At 71.4% G+C, this 15,517-nt stretch carries 13 protein-coding genes and 1 tRNA gene; 5 read left to right on the top strand and 9 right to left on the bottom strand.

Annotated features, from left to right (window positions below; genetic code table 11):
* Nucleotides 1-65: 65 nt before the first annotated feature.
* Nucleotides 66-845 carry a response regulator transcription factor gene (locus ACZ4MU_RS00590; protein WP_361391627.1) on the top strand — a complete coding sequence of 260 codons (780 nt, stop codon included), beginning with the start codon at nucleotides 66-68 and terminating at the stop codon, nucleotides 843-845.
* On the opposite strand, the gene ACZ4MU_RS00585 is transcribed toward ACZ4MU_RS00590, so the two are convergent.
* Entirely contained in the window at nucleotides 804-1,301 is a 498-nt protein-coding gene (locus ACZ4MU_RS00585) for a MarR family winged helix-turn-helix transcriptional regulator (protein ID WP_067159986.1), read from the bottom strand. The genes ACZ4MU_RS00590 and ACZ4MU_RS00585 overlap by 42 nt on opposite strands.
* 131 nt (nucleotides 1,302-1,432) lie before the next feature.
* On the opposite strand from ACZ4MU_RS00585, the gene ACZ4MU_RS00580 reads away from it, so the two are divergent.
* Complete coding sequence (locus ACZ4MU_RS00580) at nucleotides 1,433-2,434, top strand: methyltransferase domain-containing protein (protein WP_467869264.1); 1,002 nt, start codon at nucleotides 1,433-1,435, stop codon at nucleotides 2,432-2,434.
* Nucleotides 2,434-2,793: a VOC family protein gene (locus ACZ4MU_RS00575; protein ID WP_467869262.1), complete on the top strand. Its 360-nt coding sequence runs from the start codon at nucleotides 2,434-2,436 to the stop codon at nucleotides 2,791-2,793. The genes ACZ4MU_RS00580 and ACZ4MU_RS00575 overlap by 1 nt, the downstream gene beginning before the upstream one ends.
* A gap of 62 nt (nucleotides 2,794-2,855) precedes the next feature.
* Here ACZ4MU_RS00575 and ACZ4MU_RS00570 read toward each other — a convergent pair whose 3' ends face one another.
* The 3 genes from ACZ4MU_RS00570 to ACZ4MU_RS00560 all read right to left on the bottom strand — a co-directional run bounded on the left by ACZ4MU_RS00570 (nucleotide 2,856) and on the right by ACZ4MU_RS00560 (nucleotide 6,565).
* Entirely contained in the window at nucleotides 2,856-4,547 is a 1,692-nt protein-coding gene (locus ACZ4MU_RS00570; RefSeq protein ID WP_467869260.1) for an FG-GAP-like repeat-containing protein, read from the bottom strand.
* A 291-nt stretch (nucleotides 4,548-4,838) separates the two neighbouring features.
* Complete coding sequence (locus ACZ4MU_RS00565) at nucleotides 4,839-5,537, bottom strand: TetR family transcriptional regulator (RefSeq protein ID WP_467870556.1); 699 nt, start codon at nucleotides 5,535-5,537, stop codon at nucleotides 4,839-4,841.
* The gene (locus ACZ4MU_RS00560; RefSeq protein WP_467869258.1) at nucleotides 5,537-6,565 is read right to left on the bottom strand and encodes an acyl-CoA desaturase; all 1,029 of its coding nucleotides are present in this window, start codon (nucleotides 6,563-6,565) and stop codon (nucleotides 5,537-5,539) included. The genes ACZ4MU_RS00565 and ACZ4MU_RS00560 overlap by 1 nt, the downstream gene beginning before the upstream one ends.
* Before the next feature lie 228 nt (nucleotides 6,566-6,793).
* On the opposite strand from ACZ4MU_RS00560, the gene ppc reads away from it, so the two are divergent.
* Nucleotides 6,794-9,523, top strand: coding sequence for a phosphoenolpyruvate carboxylase (gene ppc, locus ACZ4MU_RS00555; RefSeq protein ID WP_467869256.1), 2,730 nt, complete (start codon nucleotides 6,794-6,796; stop codon nucleotides 9,521-9,523).
* Between the two features lie 67 nt (nucleotides 9,524-9,590).
* Here ppc and pth read toward each other — a convergent pair whose 3' ends face one another.
* The 5 genes from pth to ACZ4MU_RS00530 all read right to left on the bottom strand — a co-directional run bounded on the left by pth (nucleotide 9,591) and on the right by ACZ4MU_RS00530 (nucleotide 13,843).
* Complete coding sequence (gene pth, locus ACZ4MU_RS00550; RefSeq protein WP_467869254.1) at nucleotides 9,591-10,184, bottom strand: aminoacyl-tRNA hydrolase; 594 nt, start codon at nucleotides 10,182-10,184, stop codon at nucleotides 9,591-9,593.
* An 88-nt stretch (nucleotides 10,185-10,272) separates the two neighbouring features.
* Complete coding sequence (locus tag ACZ4MU_RS00545) at nucleotides 10,273-10,860, bottom strand: 50S ribosomal protein L25/general stress protein Ctc (protein ID WP_467869252.1); 588 nt, start codon at nucleotides 10,858-10,860, stop codon at nucleotides 10,273-10,275.
* A 203-nt stretch (nucleotides 10,861-11,063) separates the two neighbouring features.
* Nucleotides 11,064-12,038, bottom strand: coding sequence for a ribose-phosphate diphosphokinase (locus ACZ4MU_RS00540; protein WP_358836491.1), 975 nt, complete (start codon nucleotides 12,036-12,038; stop codon nucleotides 11,064-11,066).
* Between the two features lie 117 nt (nucleotides 12,039-12,155).
* A complete protein-coding gene (glmU, locus tag ACZ4MU_RS00535; RefSeq protein WP_467869250.1) occupies nucleotides 12,156-13,643 on the bottom strand; it encodes a bifunctional UDP-N-acetylglucosamine diphosphorylase/glucosamine-1-phosphate N-acetyltransferase GlmU in 1,488 nt (495 codons plus the stop codon).
* Nucleotides 13,644-13,771: 128 nt separating this feature from the next.
* A tRNA-Gln gene (locus tag ACZ4MU_RS00530) sits at nucleotides 13,772-13,843 on the bottom strand.
* Between the two features lie 317 nt (nucleotides 13,844-14,160).
* Here ACZ4MU_RS00530 and ACZ4MU_RS00525 point away from each other — a divergent pair.
* Complete coding sequence (locus ACZ4MU_RS00525) at nucleotides 14,161-15,489, top strand: sensor histidine kinase (RefSeq protein WP_467869248.1); 1,329 nt, start codon at nucleotides 14,161-14,163, stop codon at nucleotides 15,487-15,489.
* Nucleotides 15,490-15,517: the final 28 nt, after the last annotated feature.

Here is a 15,517-nt window from a genome sequence, read left to right as displayed (position 1 = left end):
CGGCCGCGCGACCGCGCCGCGATCCCTTCCCGGCGCCGTGCCCCGGCCGGTCCGTTCCCCGACGCATGGGGGTGTCTGTGGTTCGTATCCGGGTTCTCGTGGTGGATGACCACCGAATCTTCGCGGAGTCGCTGGCCGCCGCACTGGCGGCCGAGCCCGACGTCGACGTCGCGGCCGCCGGCAGTGGTCCGGCCGCGCTGCGCTGTCTGGAGCGCGGGGCCTCGGAGGGCCGCCGCTTCGACGTGATGCTCGTCGACGCCGACCTCGGCGCGCTCGCCGGGGCGCCGGTCGCCCGGGCCGTGCCGGACGGCGGAGGCGCCGACGGCCTGGTGGACGGCATCTCGCTGGTCGCCGGGGTCCGCTCGGGCCAGCCCGCCGTTCGTACGGTGGTGCTCGCCGAGAAGGACGACCCGCGCCGCGCCGCGCTGGCCCTCCAGGCGGGAGCGTCCGGCTGGGTGGCCAAGGACTGTTCGCTCCAGCGGCTGCTCGCGGTGATCAGAGGAGTGCTGCGGGACGAGACGCATCTGCCGCCCGCGCTGCTCACCGGCGTCCTGCGCGAGCTCACGGCCGCCCGCAAGCACCGCACCGAGAGCGAGCGGCTGGTGGAGTCGCTGACCCCGCGCGAGCGCGAGGTGCTGCGGTGCATGGTCGCGGGGCTGGGCCGCAAGGCCGTCGCCGAACGCCTCTTCCTCTCCCCGCACACGGTCCGTACGCACATGCAGAACGTGCTGGGCAAGCTCGGGGTGCACTCCACCCTCGCCGCCGTCGCCCTGGCGCGCCGGGCCGGGGTCGGCCCGGCCGAGCTAGCCGGGGATGTTGTCGAACGGGGCGGTCAACTGGCGTAGCAGCGCCGCGAGTTCCCCCCGCTGGGTGCGCGACAGCTGGGCCAGGATGGCCCGCTCCTGTTCCAGGAGCCCGGCCAGCGCCTGATCGGCCCGGTCGCGCCCCTCGGGGGTCAGGCGCACCAGTACTCCGCGCCGGTCGCTGGGGTCCGGGAGCCGCTCGACCAGGCCCTTCTTGGCGAGGCGGTCGATCCTGTTGGTCATGGTGCCCGAGGTGACCAGCGTCTGGGTGAGCAGCTGGCCGGGAGAGAGCTGGTAGGGCGCGCCCGCGCGCCGCAGCGAGGTGAGCACGTCGAACTCCCAGGGCTCCAGCTGGTGCTCGGAGAAGGCGAGTCTGCGCGCCCGGTCGAGGTGGCGCGCCAGCCTGCTGACGCGGCTGAGCACCTCCAGGGGCTCCACGTCGAGGTCCGGGCGCTCGCGGCGCCATGCTGAGACCAGTCGGTCGACCTCGTCCTCCATGTCGATCAGTGTAGAGGGTCTGTCGATGTGAAGTCTCTTGACGTCAAGATATATAAAGCCCCACCATTGGGCATGGAGGGCCCGGGACCCTGTTCCGTTTCGGTCAGCCGCACCTGCAAGGGGGCTCGAACATGCATTCCGATTTCGTCCCGGAGTCCGTAGAGACACCGGCCCGGGAGTCCACCGGCACGTCCCGCCGGACGTCCGCCCCGCTGCCCGCTCCCGTCTGGGATCCGCAGCAGTACCTGCACCATTCCGGCCATCGCACCCGGCCGTTCCTCGACCTGCTCACGAGGATCCCGGCGCTGCCGGGCTCCGCCGACGCGGCCGCCGCCGACACGGCCGTCGCCGGCGGGCCCGCCGCTCCGCGCGTGGGTGCCCAGCGCACCCCCGGCCTGCACCCGGGCCCCGGGACCCGCCCGCCCGTGCGGATCGCGGACCTGGGCTGCGGCCCGGGCAACGTCACCGCCCTGCTCACCGAGCGCTGGCCCGACGCCCGCGTCACCGGCTTCGACCTCTCGCCCGAGATGCTCGCCCAGGCCGACAAGGACCACGCGGGCACCACCCCGGGCGGCGGCTGGCTGGACTTCCGCCCGGCCGACCTCGCCCACTGGACCCCCGGCGAGCCGTACGACCTGATCGTCTCCAACGCGGCCCTGCAATGGGTCCCCAACCACCCCGAGTCCTTCGCCTGCTGGATCGAGGGCCTCACCCCCGGCGGCACCCTCGCCTTCCAGGTCCCCGCCAACTTCACCTCACCCAGCCACGCCCTGCTCGGCGAGCTCTGCGAGTCGCCGCGCTGGCGCGGACGCCTGGGGGACCACGGGCGCCGGTACGTCCACATCCTCAGCCCCGCCGAGTACCTGCTGCGCCTGACCGGCCTGGGCTGCGAGGCGGACGTGTGGGAGACGACGTACTCCCAGCTGCTGCTCGGCGAGGACCCGGTCCTGGACTGGGTCAAGGGCACCGCCCTGCGCCCGGCCCTGACCGCGCTGGCCGACGACGAGGAGGCCACCGAGGCCTTCCTCGCCGAATACCGCGACCTGCTGCGCCGCGCCTACCCGCCGGGCCCGCACGGCACGGTCTTCCCCTTCCGTCGCGTCTTCGCGGTGGCCCGCAGGAAGGACCGCTGATGCTCACCGCCGTCGACCACGTCCAGCTCGCCGCCCCGCCCGGCAGCGAGGACCTGCTGCGCGCCTACTACGCGGGGGTCCTCGGCATGGCCGAGATCCCCAAGCCGCCGGTGCTCGCGGCCCGGGGCGGCTGCTGGTTCGCCCGCGGCGAGGTCCAGCTCCACCTCGGGGTGGAGGAGGACTTCCGGCCCGCCGGGAAGGCGCATCCGGGGCTGCGCGTCACCGGGATAGCCGCGTTCGCGCGCCGTCTGGAGGAGCGGGGCGCGAAGGTGGTCTGGGACGAGCACCTGCCCGGACACCGGCGCTTCTGCTCCGAGGACCCGGTCGGCAACCGGCTGGAGTTCCTGGAGCCCGTCTAGGCGCCCCGGACGTGCCGGTTCCCCGCGCCCCCTCAAGGGCGCGGGGAACCGGCGCGGTACTCCTAGTACAGGTCGTTGTAGGTGTTCCAGCCGTCGCCCAGCTTCACCCGGGACTTGAAGCCGCCGTAGCCGTTGGAGTCGTAACGGAACGCCTCGCCACGGGAGTTGGTGGCGATCAGGTCCGCCCGGCCGTCACCGTTGAGGTCGCCGGGGGCCGCGATGTTCCGGAACTGCTGCCAGCCGGGGCCGACGTAGACGCGCGAGCGGAACGGGGACGCGGAGGAGCCGGTGCCCGCGTACAGGTACAGCTTGCCGTCGCCGGTGCGCGCGACGATGTCGGTCAGGCCGTCCCCGGTGAGGTCGCCCGCGCCGACGATCCGGTTGTACCCGTTCCAGCCGCCGCCGATCTTGAGGCGGGAGGCGAAACCGGTGCCCTCGCCGTTGCCGCGCTGGAGGTAGAGGGTGCCGGAGCCGTCCCGGCTGAGCAGGTCGCCCTTGCCGTCGTTGTTGAGGTCCCCGGGGCCCACGACCAGGTTGTAGCCGCCCCAGCCGCCGCTGATGTAGGCGCTGTCGGCGTACAGGTTGTTCTCGTAGACCTCGGTCAGCTCGGGGTCGCCGTCGCCGTCCAGGGAGGAGGCGTAGCCCATGCGCGCGCCGAGCCAGCCGCCGTCGCTGCTCACCTTCTGGCGGGCGCTCAGCTTCCCGTTGTTGAGGGAGTAGTAGGAGTACAGCGTCCCCTTGCCGTCCCGGCCCATCAGGTCGCTCTTGCCGTACGTGGTGTTGCCGCCCTGCGAGGCGAACACGGTGGAGACGTTCCAGTCGCCGCCTCCACCGATCCGCTCCCGGAAGTTGCCCTTGCCGTCGGCGAGGTAGAGGTAGAGCGTGCCGCCCTCGCTGCGCGCGACGATGTCGGCGAGACCGTCGTTGTTGGCGTCGTCCAGGGGCAGGAGCTGGTTGTACGCGCCCCAGCCGCCGCCCACCAGGACGCGCCCCTTCAGCGGGTCGGCGGCGTTGCCGGTGCCCGCGTAGAAGTACAGGTCGCCGCCGGGGGTGCGGGCCGCGACGTCACCGATGCCGTCGCCGTTCATGTCGCCCGCGCCGACCAGCTGGTCGTAGGCCTGCCAGCCGCCGCCCACCTTGACCTTGGACGCGAACGGGTCGCCGGTGGCGCTGCCGTTGCCCAGGTAGAGGTACAGCTCGCCGGAGGGCGTCCGGGCCAGCAGGTCGTACTTGCCGTCGCCGTTGACGTCACCGGGGGCGAAGAGCTTGTTGTACGCGTTCCAGCCCTGGCCGCTCCAGTAGGCGTACGCGGTGCCGCTGGTGCTCACACCCGAGTACAGCGACAGGGTGCCCGTCGGGGAGACGGTCAGCACCTCGGGGGCGCCGTCGCCGTCCAGGTCGCCGGGGGCGATCAGGTCCTTGTACTGGCCGAAGGTGTTGGCGAACTCCTGGTCCTGCTGGGCCGTCTCCAGGTAGGTCTTGCCGTTGATGGCGCGGTAGAGGAGGTCGCCCGAGCCGTCCTTGTCGACGTCCAGGCGGGGCTTGAGCGGGGTGGCCGCGGCGGCTGCGGACCGCTTGGCGGGCTGCGGCCGGGTCAGCGAGGGCTGCGCGGTGAGGCGGGGCCCGGCCGGCTTCACGGCCGTGTGCGGCGCCTTCGGCGCCTCGTCGGCCGCGGCCGTGCCCGAAAGGAGCATGCCGGCCGAGAGCGCGAGGGCGGTGCAGGCCGCGAGGCGGCCCGGGCGCGAGATGCGCACAGAAGACAAAATTCCCCCCAGGGAATATGCGGGTGGAACCGGGGGGAATTCATCGCGGATCACGCGAAAAGCGGAGCACGCGGGAACAGTCCTCGCGGGGCCCGCACGCGGCGCGTCGAACGTACGTCGAGGCGCGCATGGCCGCTCACGAAGGAATGCCCAAATCCCCCCCGGGAATGTGCGTGAAGCTTACAGCCGATATCCGTGGGGTTGAAGAGAAAAATGGGTCACGAGAGAACTCGCGACCCATTCGAGATCTTCAGTGGTCCGCCACCGCTCGAAGACGTGCTCTCAGCTTCTGCGGTGCCCTATCAGCCGGGGCTTCTGCTCCAGTCCGTCAAGGCCGTGCCAGGCCAGGTTCACCAGGTGGGCCGCGACCTCCGCCTTCTTGGGCCTGCGCTCGTCCAGCCACCACTGCCCGGTCAGCGCCACCATCCCGACCAGCGCCTGCGCGTACAGCGGCGCCAGCTTCGGATCGAAGCCGCGGGCCTTGAACTCCAGGCCGAGAATGTCCTCGACCTGGGTGGCGATGTCGGAGATCAGCGAGGCGAAGGTGCCGGTGGACTGCGCCACGGGCGAGTCCCGCACCAGGATGCGGAACCCGTCCGTGTACTTCTCGATGTAGTCGAGCAGCGCGAAGGCGGCCTGCTCCAGGAGCTCGCGCGGGTGCCCGGCCGTCAGGGCGCCGGTCACCCCGTCCAGGAGCGAGCGCATCTCCCGGTCGACCACCACCGCGTACAGCCCCTCCTTGCCGCCGAAGTGCTCGTAGACCACCGGCTTGGAGACCCCGGCCTTCGCCGCGATCTCCTCCACCGAGGTGCCCTCGAAGCCCTTCTCGGCGAAGAGCGTGCGGCCGATGTCCAGCAACTGCTCGCGGCGCTGCGCACCCGTCATCCGGGTACGGCGGGTCCGCCGGGGTCGTTCGGTGCCCGCGGAGCCGTTGGTGCCGGTCGCGCGGGTGGTGCTGGAGTCGGTCGCCACGTCCTCCATCATGCCGCCTTCGCGGCCCTGTCCTTACGGGCGCTCTCCTCGTGGGCCTTCTCCGCCCGCCGGGACGGGGCGCCGGGCTCGCTGCGCTTGGCGTCGAGCCGGTCGTCGCTGGGCCAGCGCACGTCGTACGCCCAGCCGAGCTGCTCGCACCAGCGGATGATCCGCGCGCTGGAGTCGATCTGGCCGCGCATCACGCCGTGCCGGGCCGAGGTCGGGTCGGCGTGGTGAAGGTTGTGCCAGGACTCGCCGCACGACAGAACCGCCAGCCACCACACGTTCCCGGAGCGGTCACGGGACTTGAAGGGGCGCTTGCCCACCGCGTGGCAGATGGAGTTGATCGACCAGGTCACATGGTGCAGCAGCGCGACCCGCACCAGCGAGCCCCAGAAGAACGCGGTGAACGCGCCCCACCACGACATCGTCACCAGACCGCCCACGATCGGCGGAATCGCCAGGGACAGGATCGTCCAGTAGACGAAGTCGCGCGAGATCCGGCGGATCGCCGGGTCCTTGAGCAGATCCGGCGCGTACTTCTCCTGCGAGGTCTGCTCCTCGTTGAACATCCACGCGATGTGGGCCCACCACAGGCCCTTCATCAGCGCGGGCAGCGTCTCGCCGAACCGCCACGGAGAGTGCGGGTCGCCCTCCGCGTCGGAGAACTTGTGGTGCTTGCGGTGGTCGGCCACCCAGCGCACCAGGGGCCCCTCGACCGCCATGGAACCGGCCACCGCGAGCGCGATGCGCAAGGGGCGCTTGGCCTTGAACGAGCCGTGCGTGAAGTAGCGGTGGTAGCCGATGGTGACGCCGTGGCAGCCCCAGTAGTACATGAACACCAGCAGGCCGAGGTCCAGCCAGCTCACACCCCAGCCCCAGGCCAGCGGCACCGCGGCGAGCAGCGCCACGAACGGGACGACGATGAAGAGCAGCAGCGCGATCTGTTCGATGGACCGTTTGCTCTCGCCCCCGCGCGTGGCGGGGGAACCCGGCGGCTCGGTGGCCGGATCGATGAGGTCGGGGCTTGTGGTCATTGGGGATCCCCCCGTGGGGTGAGTGGAGAGGCGAGAGGCCGTGGCTACGGCTCCGTAACCTACGGCGACGTAAGTATGGCAGTGCCCCGCCGCCGTACAAGAGGGCACAAGAGGGCAGTGGACCGCGTCGCACGTACGGACACCTATCCTGTGTCTCGTCGGACAGCGCGGTCCGCAAGCCTCCAGTACCCCTCCAGACGTGCTCAAACACTGCAAGGAGCCGCACCTGTGAGCAGTGCCGACCAGACCCACGCCGCCAGCCCCGAGCTTCGCGCCGACATCCGCCGACTGGGTGATCTCCTGGGCGAGGCGCTCGTCCGCCAGGAAGGACCCGAGCTCCTGGAGCTCGTGGAGCGCGTACGCGCCCTCACCCGTACGGACGGCGAGGCCGCCGCCGAGCTGCTCGGCGGCACCGAGGTGGAGACCGCCGCCAAGCTCGTCCGCGCCTTCTCCACCTACTTCCACCTCGCCAACGTCACCGAGCAGGTGCACCGCGGCCGCGAGCTGCGCGCCCACCGGGCCGCCGAGGGCGGGCTGCTCGCCCGCACCGCCGACATGCTCAAGGACGCCGACCCCGAGCACCTGCGCGAGACCGTCAAGAACCTGAACGTGCGCCCGGTCTTCACCGCGCACCCCACCGAGGCGGCCCGCCGCTCGGTCCTCAACAAGCTCCGCCGTATCGCCGCCCTCCTGGAGACCCCGGTCACCGAGGCCGACCGGCGCCGCGTCGATCTGCGGCTCGCCGAGAACATCGACCTCATCTGGCAGACCGACGAGCTGCGCGTGGTGCGTCCCGAGCCCGCCGACGAGGCCCGCAACGCCATCTACTACCTGGACGAGCTGCACGCCGGCGCCGTCGGCGACGTCCTGGAGGACCTGGCGGCCGAGCTCGCCCGGGTCGGCGTCGAGCTGCCCGCGGGCACCCGCCCGCTCACCTTCGGCACCTGGATCGGCGGCGACCGCGACGGCAACCCCAATGTGACCCCGCAGGTCACCTGGGACGTCCTGATCCTCCAGCACGAGCACGGCATCAACGACGCGCTCGAGGTGATCGACTACCTGCGCGGCCTGCTCTCCAACTCGATCCGCTACGCGGGCGCCACCGAGGAGCTCCTCGCCTCCCTCCAGGCCGACCTGGAGGCGCTCCCCGAGATCAGCCCCCGCTACAAGCGGCTGAACGCGGAGGAGCCCTACCGGCTCAAGGCAACCTGCGTACGCCAGAAGCTCGTCAACACCAAGGAGCGGCTCGCCAAGGGCACCGCGCACCGGCCCGGCCGCGACTACCTGGGCACCTCCGAGCTCCTCGCGGACCTCACCCTCATCCAGACGTCCCTGCGGGCCCACCGCGGGGAGCTCTTCGCGGACGGCCGGATGGACCGCACCATCCGCACCCTCGCCGCCTTCGGCCTCCAGCTCGCCACCATGGACGTACGCGAGCACGCCGACGCGCACCACCACGCCCTCGGGCAGCTCTTCGACCGTCTGGGTGAGGAGTCCTGGCGGTACGCGGACATGCCGCGCGAGTACCGCCAGAAGCTGCTCGCCAAGGAGCTCCGTTCCCGGCGCCCGCTGGCCCCCACGCCCGCTCCGCTGGACGAGGCCGGGCAGAAGACCCTCGGCGTCTTCGGCACGGTCAAGGAGGCCTTCGAGCGGTTCGGCCCCGAGGTCATCGAGTCGTACATCATCTCGATGTGCCAGGGCGCCGACGACGTCTTCGCCGCCGCCGTCCTCGCCCGCGAGGCCGGACTGATCGACCTGCACGCGGGCTGGGCGAAGATCGGCATCGTGCCGCTCCTGGAGACCACCGACGAGCTGCGCGCCGCCGACGTCATCCTCGACGAGATGCTGGCCGACCCCTCCTACCGGCGCCTGGTCTCGCTGCGCGGCGACGTCCAGGAGGTCATGCTCGGCTACTCCGACTCCTCCAAGTTCGGCGGCATCACCACCTCCCAGTGGGAGATCCACCGCGCCCAGCGCCGGCTGCGCGACGTGGCCCACCGCTACGGCGTACGGCTGCGGCTCTTCCACGGCCGCGGCGGCACCGTCGGCCGCGGCGGCGGCCCCTCGCACGACGCGATCCTCGCCCAGCCCTGGGGCACCCTGGAGGGCGAGATCAAGGTGACCGAGCAGGGCGAGGTCATCTCCGACAAGTACCTCATCCCCTCCCTCGCCCGGGAGAACCTGGAGCTGACGGTGGCGGCCACCCTCCAGGCGTCCGCCCTGCACACCGCCCCGCGCCAGTCCGACGAGGCGCTGGCGCGCTGGGACGCGGCGATGGACACGGTCTCCGACGCCGCCCACGCGGCCTACCGCAGGCTGGTCGAGGACCCGGACCTGCCCGCGTACTTCTTCGCCTCCACCCCCGTCGACCAGCTCGCCGAGCTGCACCTGGGCTCGCGCCCCTCGCGCCGCCCGGACTCCGGCGCGGGCCTGGACGGGCTGCGGGCGATCCCGTGGGTGTTCGGCTGGACCCAGTCGCGCCAGATCGTCCCCGGCTGGTACGGCGTGGGCTCGGGCCTCAAGGCGCTGCGCGAGGCCGGTCTGGACACCGTCCTGGACGAGATGCACGAGCAGTGGCACTTCTTCCGGAACTTCATCTCCAACGTGGAGATGACGCTCGCCAAGACCGACCTGCGCATCGCCCGCCACTACGTGGACACCCTGGTGCCGGAGGACCTCAAGCACGTCTTCGCCACCATCGAGGCCGAGCACGCGCTGACCGTCAGCGAGGTCCTGCGGATCACCGGCGGTGACGAACTGCTCGGCTCGCACCCCGTGCTCCAGCAGACCTTCGCCATCCGCGACGCCTACCTGGACCCGATCTCCTACCTCCAGGTCGCCCTGCTGGCGCGCCAGCGCGCCGAGGCCGAGCGCGGCGAGAGCCCCGACCCGCTGCTGGCGCGGGCGCTGCTGCTGACCGTCAACGGTGTGGCGGCGGGCCTGCGCAACACCGGCTGACCCCCGCACGCGCACAGGAAAGAGCCCCGGGGGCCGGACGGCCGCCGGGGCTCTCCCCGTGCCCGCGTCAGGAGTTGTACGTCGACTGCGCCCGCTCAAGGCCCTCGACGACCAGCGCCTCCACGGCGTCGGCCGCGCGGTCCACGAAGTAGTCGAGCTCCTTGCGCTCGGCCGAGGAGAAGTCCTTGAGGACGAAGTCCGCGACCTGCATCCGGCCGGGCGGGCGCCCGATGCCGAAGCGCACCCGGTGGTAGTCCGGCCCGAAGGACTTGGTCATCGACTTCAGACCGTTGTGGCCGTTGTCGCCGCCGCCGAACTTCACGCGCAGCACCCCGTAGTCGATGTCCAGCTCGTCGTGGACGGCGACGATGTTCTCGACCGGCACTTTGTAGAAGTCGCGCAGCTGGGTGACGGGACCGCCGGAGAGGTTCATGTACGACAGCGGCTTGGCCAGGATCACCCGGCGGTTGAGGGGCCCGGCCGGGCCGATCCGCCCCTCGACGACCTGGGCGCGCGCCTTGTGCGCCTTGAACTTGCCGCCGACGCGGGAGGCGAGCAGGTCGGCCACCATGAAGCCGACGTTGTGCCGGTTGCCCGCGTACTCGGGGCCAGGGTTGCCCAGGCCCACGACCAGCCAGGGCGCGTTCGCATCCGTGGTCATCTGTGCTGCGTCCCTCATCCGTGCCGACAGAGAAAAACGGGGTGGCGGGCCGCAGTGGCCCGCCACCCCGTCAGGCAGAGCGTACGGCTCAGGCCTCGGTGGTCTCGCCCTCGGCGGACTCCGCGGCCGGCTCCTCGGCCTGCGCCGACAGGATCTGGACCACGACGGCCTCGGGGTCGGTGGCCAGGGTGGTGCCCTTGGGCAGCGGGACGTCCTTGGCGAGGATGGAGGCGCCGGCCTCCAGGCCCTCGATGGAGACGGTGACGGAGGTCGGGATGTGGGTGGCCTCGGTCTCGACGGAGAGCGTGTTCAGCACGTTCTCGACGAGGAAGCTGCCCGGGGCCAGGTCGCCCTCGGTCTCGACGGCGACCTCGACCGTGACCGTCTCGCCGCGGCGGACGAGCAGCAGGTCGACGTGGACCAGGAAGCCCTTGATGGCGTCACGCTGGACGGCCTTGGGGATCGCCAGCTCGTTCTTGCCGTCGATGTCCAGGGAGAGCAGGACGTTGGGGGTACGCAGGGCGAGCAGCAGCTCGTGGCCCGGCAGGGTGACGTGGACCGGCTCGGTGCCGTGGCCGTAGACGACCGCGGGGACCTTGTTGGCGCGGCGGATGCTGCGGGCGGCGCCCTTGCCGAACTCGGAACGGACCTCGGCGGCGAGCTTGACCTCGGACATGTGCACTCCTCGTATAAGCAGGTGGAAAAGGGTGGCTGGTTACCCGGCCACGACTGGCCTGCTACGAAGAGCGCGTCGATAACGGACCGCCGTACCGGAAAACGGGTACGGCCTCCCTCGCCGAGCAACTCGATGAGTCTACCCGGCCGGGAGGCCGCACCCAAAAGGATCTTCTGTGACCCCGGTGACCTGGGGTTTCGTGCCTACTGCTCTTCGAAGAGGCTGGTGACCGAGCCGTCCTCGAAGACCTCGCGGACCGCGCGGGCGATCGACGGGGCGATGGACAGGACGGTGACCTTGTCCAGCTCCAGGTCGGCCGGGTCGGGCAGCGTGTTGGTGAAGACGAACTCGCTGACCTTGGAGTTCTTCAGACGGTCGGCCGCGGGGCCGGACAGGATGCCGTGCGTGGCCGTCACGATGACGTCCTCCGCGCCGTGCGCGAACAGCGCGTCGGCGGCGGCGCAGATCGTGCCGCCGGTGTCGATCATGTCGTCGACCAGGACGCAGACACGGCCCTCGACATCACCCACGACCTCGTGGACGGTCACCTGGTTGGCGACGTCCTTGTCGCGGCGCTTGTGCACGATCGCGAGCGGCGCGTCCAGACGGTCGCACCAGCGGTCGGCCACGCGCACCCGGCCGGCGTCCGGCGAGACGATCGTCAGCTTGGAGCGGTCCACCTTGGCGCCCACGTAGTCCGCGAGGACCGGCAGCGCGGTGAGATGGTCGACCGGGCCGTCGAAGAAGCCCTGGATCTGGTCGGTGTGCAGATCGACCGTGAGGATCCGGTCGGCACCCGCCGTCTTCAGGAGGTCCGCGATCAGCCGGGCGGAGATCGGCTCGCGGCCCTTGTGCTTCTTGTCCTGGCGGGCGTACCCGTAGGACGGCACGATCACGGTGATGGAGCGGGCCGACGCGCGCTTCAGCGCGTCGATCATGATCAGCTGCTCCATGATCCACTTATTGATCGGAGCCGTGTGGCTCTGGATCAGGAAGCAGTCCGCGCCCCGCGCCGACTCCTGGAAGCGGACGTAGATCTCACCGTTGGCGAAGTCGAAGGCCTTCGTCGGCACGAGGCCGACACCCAGCTGGTGCGCGACCTCCTCGGCCAGCTCGGGGTGGGCGCGGCCGGAGAAGAGCATCAGCTTCTTCTCGCCGGTCGTCTTGATCCCGGTCACAGCACTGTCTCCTCAGAGGTGTTTTCTGCTGCTGAGCCCGCGCGGTCCCTTGGCGACGAGCCAGCCGAATCGTGTGCGCCTATCACGGTACGCGGTGACAGGCGCGGATGTTTCCCGTCAGTTTTCGCCAACGGCCTCTTCGGAAGCGGCCGCAGCCGCCTGCGCGGCCGCGCTGCCCGGCCGCTTGCGGGCCACCCAGCCCTCGATATTCCGCTGCTGGCCACGGGCCACGGCCAGCGAACCCGCGGGCACGTCCTTGGTGATGACCGAGCCCGCCGCGGTGTAGGCGCCGTCCCCCACTGTGACAGGAGCAACAAACATGTTGTCCGAACCCGTCTTGCAGTGCGAGCCGATCGTCGTGTGGTGCTTGGCCTCGCCGTCGTAGTTCACGAAGACGCTCGCCGCACCGATGTTCGAGTACTCGCCGATGGTCGCGTCGCCCACGTACGACAGGTGCGGCACCTTGGTGCCCTCGCCGATCGTCGCGTTCTTCGTCTCCACGTACGTACCGATCTTCGCCTTCACGCCGAGACGGGTGCCGGGCCGCAGATAGGCGTACGGACCCACCGACGCGCCCTCGCCGATCTCGGAGTCGTACGCCACGGTGTTGTCCACCCGCGCCCCCGGACCGACCTTCGTGCCGGTGAGCCGCGTGTTCGGACCGACCTCGGCGCCACGGCCCAGGTGCGTGGAGCCCAGCAGCTGGGTGCCGGGGTGCACCAGCGCGTCCTGCTCGAAGGTGACGGTCACGTCGATGAACGTGGTGGCCGGGTCCACGACCGTGACACCCGCCAGCATCGCCCGCTCCAGCAGGCGGTCGTTCAGCAGCCGGCGCGCCTCCGCGAGCTGCACGCGGTTGTTGATCCCCAGGATCTCCCGGTGGTCCCCGCCGACCGACGCGCCCACGCGGTGCCCGGCCTCGCGCAGGATGCCGAGCACGTCGGTGAGGTACTCCTCGCCCTGGCTGTTGTCCGTGCGGACCTTGCCCAGCGCGTCCGCGAGCAGGGCGCCGTCGAACGCGAACACCCCGGAGTTGATCTCCCGGATCGCCCGCTGCTCCTCGGTGGCGTCCTTGTGCTCGACGATCGCGGTGACCGCGCCGGAGGCGGCGTCGCGCACGATCCGGCCGTAGCCGGTGGAGTCGGGGACCTCGGCGGTGAGCACGGTGACGGCGTTGCCGTCCGCCTCGTGCGTACGGGTCAGGGCGGCCAGGGTGTCGCCGGTCAGCAGCGGGGTGTCGCCGCAGACCACGACGACGGTGCCCTCGATGGACTGGCCGAGCTCCTCCAGCGCCATCCGGACCGCGTGGCCGGTGCCGTTCTGCTCGTGCTGGACGGCGGTGCGCACCGAGGCGTCGATCGCGCCGAGGTGGGCGCCGACCTGCTCGCGGGCGTGGCCGACGACCACGACGAGGTGCTCGGGGTCGAGTTCACGGGCGGCGGCCACGACGTGACCGACGAGCGAGCGCCCGCAGATCTCGTGCAGGACCTTGGGGGTGGCCGACTTCATACGGGTGCCCTCGCCCGCGGCGAGGACGACGACGGCCGCCAGTGGGGTATCCCCGGTTCGAGCGGAGCCGAGAACCTGGGGAAGAGTGGCGCTCACGGGAATGCCCTTCGGCTTTGTGGGGTGGACATCCGCAGGATACCGGGGGGTTGGCGGGCGGAAATCCGGGTGGGGGAGGGGGAAATGCGGCGGGCCCTGACCGAAACGGTCAGGACCCGACGCAGAAGCTCCCCCGCCAGGACTCGAACCCGGACATAGGGCACCAAAAGCCCCAGTGCTGCCAATTACACCACGGGGGATGGAAACCGGCTTAACCGGACATTGCGTCAGGTCGCCGGATCGGCACCCAACACTATGCCGTACCAAGCGCCTTCCATGCGACGGTGGAGATCCGCTCCCGGCGCTCCGGTGCGCTCGGGGCGCTGGCTGCTCCCGTTCTTGACGCTCCTGGCGGCGGACCCGGTGAGGTACCCGGTGGCGTACCCGGTGACCTACGGAAGAGTTCGCTCCGGTCGCCGGACGGGCGGACGGGCGCCGGAACCCCGCGTGTTCGATCGCGTTCGGTACTGGTGAAGTCACCGGAAAATCGCTGGCGGGCGCCCGTAGGCTGGATGGCATGACCGCAACGGGGGCAGACCACGACTCCGCGGGGACGACCTCCCGCGGCTGGTGGTGGTGGGAACGGCGGCGCGGTGCCGCCCTGGACATCGGACTGGGGCTGGCCTCCGCGTTCGAGTGCGCACTGGAGGGTGTGAAGTTCGCCGGGGACGCGGGGGTCCCCGTACCGGCCGGGGTGCTCTTCGGGCTGGTGGCGGGGGTGACCCTGGCCGGGCGGCGGCGCTGGCCGGTCGCCGTCGTGCTGGTCTCCATCGCCGTGACCCCGGCCAATATGGGGTTCCTGCTCGGCATCGTCGGCCTGTACACGCTCGCCGCGTCCGAGGTGCCGCGCCGCATCACCGCCGCGCTGGCCGGAATGTGCCTGGCGGGCACCTTCATCGTCACGTTCGTACGGATGAACCAGAGCGTCGACGACGGCGCCTTCGACGGCGGGCGCTGGCTGGTCCCGCTCTTCTCCGGGGTGATGGCGCTCGGCCTGACCGCCCCGCCGCTGCTCCTGGGGCTCTATATAGGGGCCCGGCGCCGGCTGATGGAGTCGCTGCGCGAGCGCGCCGACTCCCTGGAGCGGGAGCTCTCGCTGCTGGCGGACCGCGCGGAGGAGCGCGCGGAGTGGGCCCGTACGGAGGAGCGCACCCGGATCGCCCGGGAGATGCACGACGTGGTCGCCCACCGGGTGTCCCTGATGGTGGTGCACGCGGCGGCGCTCCAGGCGGTGGCGCGCAAGGACCCGGAGAAGGCCGTCAAGAACGCGGTCCTCGTCGGTGACATGGGGCGCCAGGCGCTGACGGAGCTGCGCGAGATGCTGGGCGTGCTGCGTACGGGGGAGGTGGTGCGGCGGGCGGACCGGGCGGACGTGCCGGTGGCGGTCCCGCTCGCGGCCGTGGGCGCGGCGGCCGCCGCGGCGGCCGCGGCCGCGGAGGAGGGGCCGTGCCTGGCCGACATCGAGGCGCTGATCGGCCAGTCCCGGGCGGCCGGGATGGTGGTGGAGCTGACGGTGCACGGTGTGGAGCGGGCGTACGACGCGCTGGTGGAGCAGACCGCGTACCGGGTGATCCAGGAGGCGCTCACCAATGTGCACAAGCACGCGGCGGGCGCCAAGGTGATGGTCCGCCTCGCCCACCGGGACGCGGAGGTGGCGATGCAGATCGAGAACGGCCCGGCGGACGGGGCGACGGCGGACGCGGGGCTGCCCAGTGGGGGGAATGGGCTGGTGGGGATGCGGGAGCGGGTGCTGGGGCTGGGGGGTGTGTTCGTCTCGGGCGTCACGGACGCGGGGGGCTGGCGAGTATCGGCAGTACTCCCGTCCCGGGGTTCCCCGCGTCCCTGATCGGCCCGGGGTTCGTCTGCGGCTGAGT

It is taken from the genome of Streptomyces sp. NPDC026377, assembly GCF_055567715.1.
Note: the sequence above shows the minus strand (reverse complement) of the source record. Positions and strands in the feature narration are given on the sequence as shown.